This is a genomic window from Achromobacter insuavis (assembly GCF_902859645.1).
GTDB lineage: Bacteria > Pseudomonadota > Gammaproteobacteria > Burkholderiales > Burkholderiaceae_B > Achromobacter > Achromobacter insuavis.
Genome location: NZ_CADIJR010000134.1, coordinates 1 through 8,892 on the forward strand (window position 1 = coordinate 1; position 8,892 = coordinate 8,892).

Below are 8,892 nucleotides of genomic sequence, written 5' to 3' on the forward strand. Positions count from 1 at the left end.
AGCGGCGCCAGCAGCGCCGGGTCCACGCCCGGCGCGGCCGCGTGGGCGGCCAGCGCCGGCGCGGCCAGCAGCCATGCAAGCAGGAGGTGACGCAGGAATTTCGCGATGACCGCATTCAGCATGGCTGCGCTTCCGGTTCCGGTTTAAAGGCCTTGCTTGCTTTCGTTGCCCGGGATGTAAGGGCTCCACGGTTGCGCGCGGATCGGGCCCTTGCTCTTCCAGACCACGTTGAACTGGCCGTCCGCCTTGATCTCGCCGATGTAGACCGGCTTGTGCAGGTGGTGGTTGGTCTTGTCCATCTCGATCGAGAAGCCGCTCGGCGAATTGAACTTCTGGCCGCCCATGGCCGCGATCACCTTGTCGACGTCGGTGGTCTTGGCCTGCTCGACCGCCTGCTTCCACATGTGGATGCCGATGTAGGTGGCTTCCATCGGGTCGTTGGTGACCACGGTGTTGGCGTTGGGCAGGTTCTTGGCCTTGGCGTAGGCCTTCCACTTCTTGATGAATTCCTCGTTGACCGGGTTCTTGATCGACTCGAAGTAGTTCCAGGCGGCCAGGTGGCCCACCAGCGGCTTGGCGTCGACGCCGCGCAGTTCTTCCTCGCCCACCGAGAACGCCACCACCGGCACGTCGGTGGCCTTCAGGCCGGCGTTGCCCAGTTCCTTGTAGAACGGCACGTTGGAGTCGCCGTTGATGGTGGAGATGACGGCGGTCTTGCCGCCGGCGGCGAACTTCTTGATGTTGGCGACGATGGTCTGGTAGTCGGAATGGCCGAACGGGGTGTAGACCTCGTCGATGTCGCTGTCCTTCACGCCCTTGGAGTGCAGGAAGGCGCGAAGGATCTTGTTGGTGGTGCGCGGGTACACATAGTCGGTGCCCAGCAGCACGAAGCGCTTGGCGCCGCCGCCGTCTTCGCTCATCAGGTATTCCACGGCGGGAATGGCCTGCTGGTTGGGCGCGGCGCCGGTGTAGAACACGTTCTTCTCCAGCTCCTCGCCTTCGTATTGCACCGGGTAGAACAGCAGGCCGTTCAGTTCCTTGAACACCGGCAGCACCGACTTGCGCGACACCGAGGTCCAGCAGCCGAACACCACCGCCACCTTGTCCTGCGACAGCAGCTGGCGCGACTTCTCGGCGAACAGCGGCCAGTTCGAGGCCGGGTCGACCACCACCGCTTCGAGCTTCTTGCCCATCACGCCGCCGTTGGCGTTGATCTCGTCGATGGTCATCAGGGCCACGTCCTTGAGCGACGTCTCCGAGATGGCCATGGTGCCGGACAGCGAATGCAGGATGCCGACCTTGATGGTGTCTTCGGCGGCGAACAGTTGCGGCGTCCAGCCCGACATGGCCAATAGGCTCGCGGCGGTCAATTGCTTGAGGACTAGTCTGCGTTTCATGGTGACTCCTGGATGGGAAGAAGCCGGCGGCGCCGGCAATAACGGTCTCAAAGCCTGGGACTGCATCCAACTACCTCTGCGCGCGGCCCTGCCGAAGCAAGGGCGTGACCAGGACTCAAAAGCAAAAGGCGTGCCAGGCGCATCGCGGGCGCGATGCGCTGTATGGAGCGATAGGGAAAAGGGGCGGCGCGGGGAGGGCGGCGGCGCGATTCAATCTGGTGCCGCGTGCACAAAACCGGTGCGGGCGCTGCCCGCTGTGGGTGCGCGCGGCGGCGGGCGGCGGCGCGCCAGGGCCGTGGACACGGGGCGCGGCGCACATGGCACGCGTATTGCTTGGGAATCCGTACTTGTATACAAGAGAGGATTCCAGCATGAATGCCGTAGCAACGCAGAAGGGCCCCATCGGTTGGACGATCGCGCAATGGCAGTCGGCCTATGACGACGGGGCCACGCCCGACACGCTGCTGGGGCCGCTGGCCGCCGCGTCGGGCGACGCCGCCGACAACGCCTGGATCACGCGGGTCGACGCGCCGGTGCTGGCGCGCCAGCTCGACGACCTGCGCCTGCTGCTGGCCGCCGCCGGCGGCGACCGCGCCCGCCTGCCGCTGTACGGCGTGCCGTTCGCCATCAAGGACAACATCGACGCGGCCGGCTGGCCGACCACGGCGGCCTGCCCCGCGTTCGCCTACACGCCGGACGAAGACGCGACCGTGGTGCGGCGCCTGCGCGCGGCCGGCGCCATCCTGATCGGCAAGACCAACCTCGACCAGTTCGCCACGGGCCTGGTCGGCACCCGCTCGCCGCACGGCGCGGTGGCCAACAGCTTCAACCCCGATTACATCAGCGGCGGCTCCAGCTCGGGGTCCGCCTCGGTGGTGGCGCGCGGACTGGTGGCGTTCTCGCTGGGAACCGATACGGCGGGCTCGGGCCGGGTGCCGGCGGGCTTCAACAATATCGTCGGCCTGAAGCCGACCAAGGGCTGGCTCAGCACCGCGGGCGTGGTGCCGGCCTGCCGCACGCAGGACTGCGTGTCGATCTTCGCGTTGACGGTGGACGACGCCGAGCGCGTGGCCGGCATCGCCGGCGGCTATGACGAGCGCGATCCCTATTCGCGCGCACAGCCGGCCGGCGCCGCCGCGCCCTGGCCCGCCACGCCGCGGCTGGCCGTGCCCGACCGGCTGGAGTTCTTCGGCGACGCCCAGGCCGCCGCCGCGTTCGAGGCGGCGGTGCAGGCGCTCAAGGCCGGCGGCGCCGAGGTCCAGGCCATCGACTTCGCGCCGTATGCCGAGCTGGCGGCGCTGCTGTACCAGGGGCCGTGGGTGGCCGAGCGTTTCGCCGCGGTCGAGGCGCTGTGGCGCGACAAGCCCGAGGCCATCCATCCGGTGGTGCGCGGCATCGTCGAGGGCGCGGCCAACTACGACGCGCTCGACGCCTTCAAGGCCGAATACCGCCGCGCCGAACTGACGCGCCGCATCCACCAGTCGCTGCAAGGCTTCGACGCGCTGGTGGTGCCGACCTCGCCGTCGATCTACACCATCGCGCAGTTGCAGGCCGACCCGGTGCGGCTCAATACGCAACTGGGCATCTACACCAACTTCGCCAACCTGGCCGACCTGTCGGCGCTGGCGCTGCCGGCCGGCATGCGCGGCGACGGCCTGCCGGCCGGCATCACGCTGATCGGCATGGCGTGGCAGGACCGCGCGCTGGCGCGTTTCGGCCGCCAATGGCAGGCGCAGCGCGGGCTGCCGCTGGGCGCCACGGGCCAGCCGCTGCCGCCGATGGGGCCGCCCGCCGCCGACCCGGAACTGCTGCGCGTGGCCGTGGTGGGCGCGCACCTGACCGGCATGCCCCTGAACCATCAACTGACCTCGCGCCGCGCGGTGCTGGTGGAAAAGACCCGCACCGCCGCCGACTACCGGCTCTACGCGCTGGCCAACACCACGCCGCCCAAGCCGGGCCTGGCGAAGTCCGACAGCGGCGCGCCGATCGAGGTGGAGCTGTGGGACATCCCGCTGGCGGCGTTCGGCGCCTTCGTGGCCGAGATCCCCGCGCCGCTGGGCATCGGCACGCTGACGCTGCATGACGGCCGCCAGGTCAAGGGTTTCATCTGCGAGCCGCGCGGCCTGGCCGGCGCCCGCGACATCACCGCCTTCGGCGGCTGGCGCGCCTATCTCGCCAGCCTGAACGCCACCCCCCGCTAATGCCAATCGCCCCTGGGAGCCGAACCGTGTTCGATACCGTCCTGATCGCCAACCGTGGCGAAATCGCCGTCCGCGCCATCCGTACCCTGAAACGCCTGGGCATCCGCAGCGTTGCCGTGTATTCCGATCCCGACCGCAACGCGGCCCATGTGCGCGAGGCCGACGTGGCCGTGGCGCTGGGCGGCGAGAAGGCCGTCGACAGCTATCTGCGCACCGACCTGCTGCTGGCGGCCGCGCGCGAGCATGGCGCCCAGGCCATCTACCCCGGCTATGGCTTCCTGTCGGAAAGCGCCGAATTCGCCGAGGCCTGCGAGGCCGCCGGCATCGCCTTCGTCGGCCCGACGCCGCTGCAGATCCGCGAGTTCGGCCTGAAGCACCGCTCGCGCGAGCTGGCGGCCGAGGCCGGCGTGCCGATGACGCCGGGCACGGGCCTGCTGGCCAGCCTGGGCGAGGCGCTGACGCAGGCCGAGCGCATCGGCTATCCGGTGATGCTCAAGAGCACCGCGGGCGGCGGCGGCATCGGCCTGTCGCGTTGCGACAACGAGGCCGAGCTGACGGTGGCGTTCGACAGCGTGCAGCGCATGGGCGAGCATTTCTTCCGCGACGGCGGCGCCTTCATCGAACGCTACGTGGACAACGCCCGCCACGTCGAGGTGCAGATCTTCGGCGACGGCGCCGGCCGCGTGCTGGCGCTGGGCGAGCGCGATTGCTCGGTGCAGCGGCGCAACCAGAAGGTGATCGAGGAAACGCCCGCGCCGCACCTGCCGGCCGCGACCCGCGCGGCGCTGCTGGCGGCGGCGGTCAAGCTGGGCGAATCGGTGGCCTACCGCTCGGCCGGCACGGTCGAATTCATCTACGATCCGGCGCGCGACAGCTTCTACTTCCTGGAGGTCAATACCCGCCTGCAGGTGGAGCACCCGGTGACCGAGGCGGTGACCGGGCTGGACCTGATCGAATGCATGCTGCGCGTGGCGGCGGGCGAGCCGCTGGACCTGGCCGCGATGTCGCGCGCGCCGCAAGGCGCGTCGATCGAGGTGCGGCTGTACGCCGAGGACCCGCTGCGCCAGTTCCAGCCGTCGCCCGGCGTGCTGACCGAGGTGCATTTCCCGGCCGGCGTGCGGCTCGATGGCTGGGTCGAGACGGGCACCGAGGTGCCGGCGTTCTACGACCCGATGCTGGCCAAGCTGATCGTGCATGCCGACACCCGCGAGGCCGCGCTCGACAAGCTGGCCGACGCGCTGGCGCACACGCGCCTGCACGGCATCGCCACCAACCTGGACTATCTGCGCCAGATCGTGGCCGACGCGCGCTTTCGCGCCGGGCAGCTGTCGACGCGTTTCCTGGAAGGCTTCACCTACCGGCCCGCGGCCATCGAGGTGCTGGAGGCCGGCACCTACACCAGCGTGCAGGACTACCCGGGCCGCACCGGCTATTGGGACATCGGCGTGCCGCCGTCGGGGCCGATGGACGACTACGCTTTCCGCCTGGCCAACCGCATCGTCGGCAACGCGCCCGACGCCGCCGGCATCGAGGCCACGCTGGTCGGGCCGACGCTGCGCTTTCATGGCGACGCCATCGTCGCGCTGACCGGCGCCGAATGCGCCGCCACGCTGGATGGCGCGCCGGTGCCGATGTGGCAGCCGGTCACGGTGCGCTCGGGCCAGGTGCTGGCGACGGGCCGGGCGCTGTCCGGCTGCCGCACCTACCTGGCGGTGCGCAACGGGCTGGACGTGCCGGTCTACCTGGGCAGCCGTTCGACCTTCGCGCTGGGCCAGTTCGGCGGCCATGCCGGGCGCACGCTGCGGGTCGGCGACATGCTGCCGGTGGTGCGCCCCGATCTGCCGGCCGCGAACGCCGAGCCGCCGGTGAACGCGCCGCAGGCCGCGCCGGCCGAGCTGATCCCCGCCTATGGCAACGCCTGGGAGATCGGCGTGCTGTACGGCCCGCATGGCGCACCGGACTTCTTCCGCCCCGAAGCCATCGAGGCCTTCTTCGCCGCCGACTGGGAGGTGCACTACAACTCCAACCGCCTTGGCGTGCGGCTGACCGGCCCCAAGCCGACCTGGGCGCGCGAGAACGGCGGCGAGGCCGGCCTGCATCCGTCCAACATCCATGACTGCGAATACGCCATCGGCAGCATCAACTTCACCGGCGACAGCCCGGTGATCCTGACGCGCGACGGCCCCAGCCTGGGCGGCTTCGTCTGCCCGGTGACGATCGCGCGCGCCGAACTGTGGAAGGTGGGCCAGGTCAAGCCGGGCGACCGCATCCGCTTCGTGCGCATCGACTATGCCGAGGCGGTGGCGCGCGAAGCGGCGCAGGACCGCAGCGTCGAACAGCTGCGCGCCGTGGCGCCGCGGGCCACCACGCCGTTGGCGCCGCCCGCCACGGCCTCGGAGACCATCATCGCCGCGCTGCCGGCCACGGGCGCGCGCCCGTCGGTGTCGTACCGCCAGGCGGGCGACGGCTACCTGCTGCTGGAGTACGGCGACAACGTGCTCGACTTGGCGCTGCGCATGCGCATCCACCTGCTGATGGAGGCGCTGGCGGCGAGGCCGATCGACGGCGTGCGCGAGCTGTCGCCGGGCGTGCGCTCGCTGCAGATCCGCTACGACAGCCGCGTGATCCTGCAGCAGGCGTTGATCGACCGCCTGCTGCAGATCGAATCGCAACTGGCCGACGTGGCGACGCTGAAAGTGCCGACCCGCGTGGTCTACCTGCCCATGGCGTTCGAGGACTCGGCCACGCTGGGCGCGGTGCGGCGCTACCAGGAAACCGTGCGCGCCAGCGCGCCGTGGCTGCCGAACAATGTCGACTTCATCCAGCGCATCAACGGCCTGGCCAGCCGCGAGGACGTGCGCCGCATCGTGTTCGACGCCAGCTACCTCATCATGGGCCTGGGCGACGTCTACCTGGGCGCGCCATGCGCGGTGCCGATCGATCCGCGCCACCGCCTGCTGACGTCCAAGTACAACCCGGCGCGCACCTTCACGGCCGAGGGCACGGTGGGCATCGGCGGCGTCTACATGTGCATCTACGGCATGGATTCGCCCGGCGGCTACCAGCTGGTGGGCCGCACGCTGCCGATCTGGAACAAGTTCCTGAAGAACCCGGTGTTCCAGGACGGCAAGCCGTGGCTGCTGCGCTTCTTCGACCAGGTGCGCTTCTACCCGGTGAGCGAGGCCGAGCTGGACACGCTGCGCGAGGACTTCCGCGAGGGCCGCGCCACGGTGCGGATCGAGGAGGAGGTGTTCGACTTCGCCGCGCACCAGCGCTTCCTGGCCGAGCAGGCCGACAGCATCGGCGCGTTCCAGGCGCGCCAGAAGACGGCGTTCGACGCCGAGGTGGCGCTGTGGAAGCACGAGGATGTGGCGGTGGCGCAGGCCGAGGCCGCGCCGGAACCCGAGACCGCGTTGCGCGAGGGCGAGCGCCTGGTCAGCGCCGACATGTGCGGCAACATCTGGAAGATCCCGGTGCAGGTGGGCCAGAGCGTGGCGGCCGGCGACACGCTGGTGGTGGTCGAGGCCATGAAGATGGAACTGTCCGTGATCGCGCCGGTGTCGGGCACGGTGACGGCGATCCGCTGCGTGCCGGGCAAGCCGGTCAATGCCGGCGACGCGCTGCTGGTGCTGGCCGAGGACGCCACGTGCCCCGTGACCTGACCCTGCGCGATCCGGTGCGCATCAGCCCGGCGCTGCGGCAGGCGCCGGCGCTGGCGGGCTCGCTGGCGGACCAGGTCTACCAGCGCATCAAGGACGAGCTGTTCGATTTCCGGCTGCTGCCGGGCGACCGCTTCACCGAGGCGGAGCTGGCGTTGCGGCTGGCGGTGAGCCGCACGCCCGTGCGGCTGGGGCTGGCGCGGCTGGAGCGCGAGGGCTTCGTGCTGCCCAGCCCGCGCAGCGGCTGGCAGGTGCGGCCGTTCGATTTCGAGCGCTTCGAGGCGCTGTACGACGTGCGCGTGGTGCTGGAGCTGGCGGCGGTGGAACGGCTGTGCGCGCGCGAGCAGATGGATGAGCGCGGGCTGCTGGGGGCGTTGGCGGATGTGTGGCTGGTGCCGCCGGCGCAGCGCATCCTGGATGGGCGGATGGTGGCGGAGCTGGACGAGGCCTTTCACTGCTCACTGGTGGCGGCTGCCGGGAATGCGGAGATGGCGCTGATACACCGGGAGGTGACGGAGAAGATCCGGATCGTGCGGCGGCTGGATTTCACCAAGGAGTTCCGGGTGGATGCGACGTATGAGGAGCATGGGGCGATTTTGCGGGCGGTGCTGGCTCGGCGGGGGGAGGCGGCGGGGAGGATGTTGCGGGGGCATATTGAGATGAGCAAGGCTGAGGTTCGGAAGATCACGCTGCATATGTTGCATGTGGCTCGGGAGGGTTCTTGAGGCGCGGCGGGCTGCGGCGGCCGGGTGGGTGCGGGGCTACGATTGCGGTCCGGAGCCTTCGCTCCGGACTGCCCCGTCGTCATCTTCGTCCGCCTGCGGCTCCCTTCAGATTCCCTCGGGCGCATCTACACGCCCCGCACCCACCCGGCCGCCGCAGCCCGCCGCTCGTGCGTCTCCATGCGGCGGGTGGTGGGGTGAGCGGGTTGCTTGGCGTTCTGCTCAGCGTCGTTGGGGGGGCGGAGGAGTTTGCGGGGCCCGCAAAAAAAGGGCCGCGCGGGCGGCCCTTTTTTTGCATACGCGGTGTGGGGCGTCGGGGCGGTGGTCGCTGCGCGTAGTGGCTGCGCCGCGGGCGCTTGCGCCTGCGCCCGGGGTCAGCCTTGTAGCTGTTTGTAGACTTCTTCGGAGAGGCGTTGGAGTTCGTCGCGGCTGACGGCGCCGGAGAGGGCGTAGCCGAATTGGCCTTCGACCCAGTAGAAGACGCGGACGGGGCCTTCCTGGGTGAATTGGAAGGCGGTCTGGCCGCCGGCGGCTTCGCGGGTGACGTAGAGGGTCAGGCGTTGGCCGTCGGGGGCGCCGTACATGAAGAGGGCGACGGGGCCGCTGCCGCCGGGCAGCAGGCGGCCGCCGACGAGGTCGTAGCCGGCGTGGGTCAGGGACGGGGCGCGCACGGGGGCGCCGAGGCGCTTGGTGAGCCAGGTGACCAGGGCTTTTTCGTTGTCGCCGCTGACTTCGACGGGGCGGCCCATGTCGGGGGCGTAGACGGCGTGGGCGATGGCGGCGCGCTGGGCGTAGCCGCCGGCGGCGCGGTCGGGGGCGGCGGTGGCCAGGACGGTCTGCAGATGGCGGGCATCCAGGGCGCCGCGCGCCAGCCAGGCGCTGCTGGCGCTGATGGCGGCGATGGCGATGCCGG

5 protein-coding genes are annotated in these 8,892 nt (G+C 70.4%); 3 read left to right on the forward strand and 2 right to left on the reverse strand.

The annotated features are described in order from the left end of the window. Positions 1-143: 143 nt before the first annotated feature. Entirely contained in the window at positions 144-1,397 is a 1,254-nt protein-coding gene (urtA, locus tag H0523_RS30770; RefSeq protein WP_054428609.1) for an urea ABC transporter substrate-binding protein, read from the reverse strand. 371 nt (positions 1,398-1,768) lie between these two features. Here urtA and atzF point away from each other — a divergent pair, with 371 nt between their 5' ends. From atzF to H0523_RS30785, 3 genes are read left to right on the forward strand one after another with little or no spacing between them, the layout of a single operon-like run. Beyond that, a complete protein-coding gene (gene atzF / locus H0523_RS30775; RefSeq protein WP_054460427.1) occupies positions 1,769-3,598 on the forward strand; it encodes an allophanate hydrolase in 1,830 nt (609 codons plus the stop codon). A gap of 26 nt (positions 3,599-3,624) precedes the next feature. Then, positions 3,625-7,260 carry an urea carboxylase gene (uca, locus tag H0523_RS30780; protein ID WP_054428608.1) on the forward strand — a complete coding sequence of 1,212 codons (3,636 nt, stop codon included), beginning with the start codon at positions 3,625-3,627 and terminating at the stop codon, positions 7,258-7,260. After that, entirely contained in the window at positions 7,245-7,982 is a 738-nt protein-coding gene (locus H0523_RS30785; RefSeq protein WP_369817046.1) for a GntR family transcriptional regulator, read from the forward strand. Before uca ends, H0523_RS30785 begins: the two co-directional genes overlap by 16 nt. Before the next feature lie 371 nt (positions 7,983-8,353). Here H0523_RS30785 and H0523_RS30790 read toward each other — a convergent pair. After that, the coding region (locus H0523_RS30790) for an anti-sigma factor family protein (RefSeq protein WP_180180273.1) at positions 8,354-8,892 on the reverse strand (539 nt) is incomplete at its 5' end.

What these genes read in the sequence shown, in the direction of transcription:
- urtA (WP_054428609.1), bottom strand. Translation starts at nt 1,397, where the DNA reads ATGAAACGCAGACTAGTCCTCAAGCAATTGACCGCCGCGAGCCTATTG.
- atzF (WP_054460427.1), top strand. Translation starts at nt 1,769, where the DNA reads ATGAATGCCGTAGCAACGCAGAAGGGCCCCATCGGTTGGACGATCGCG.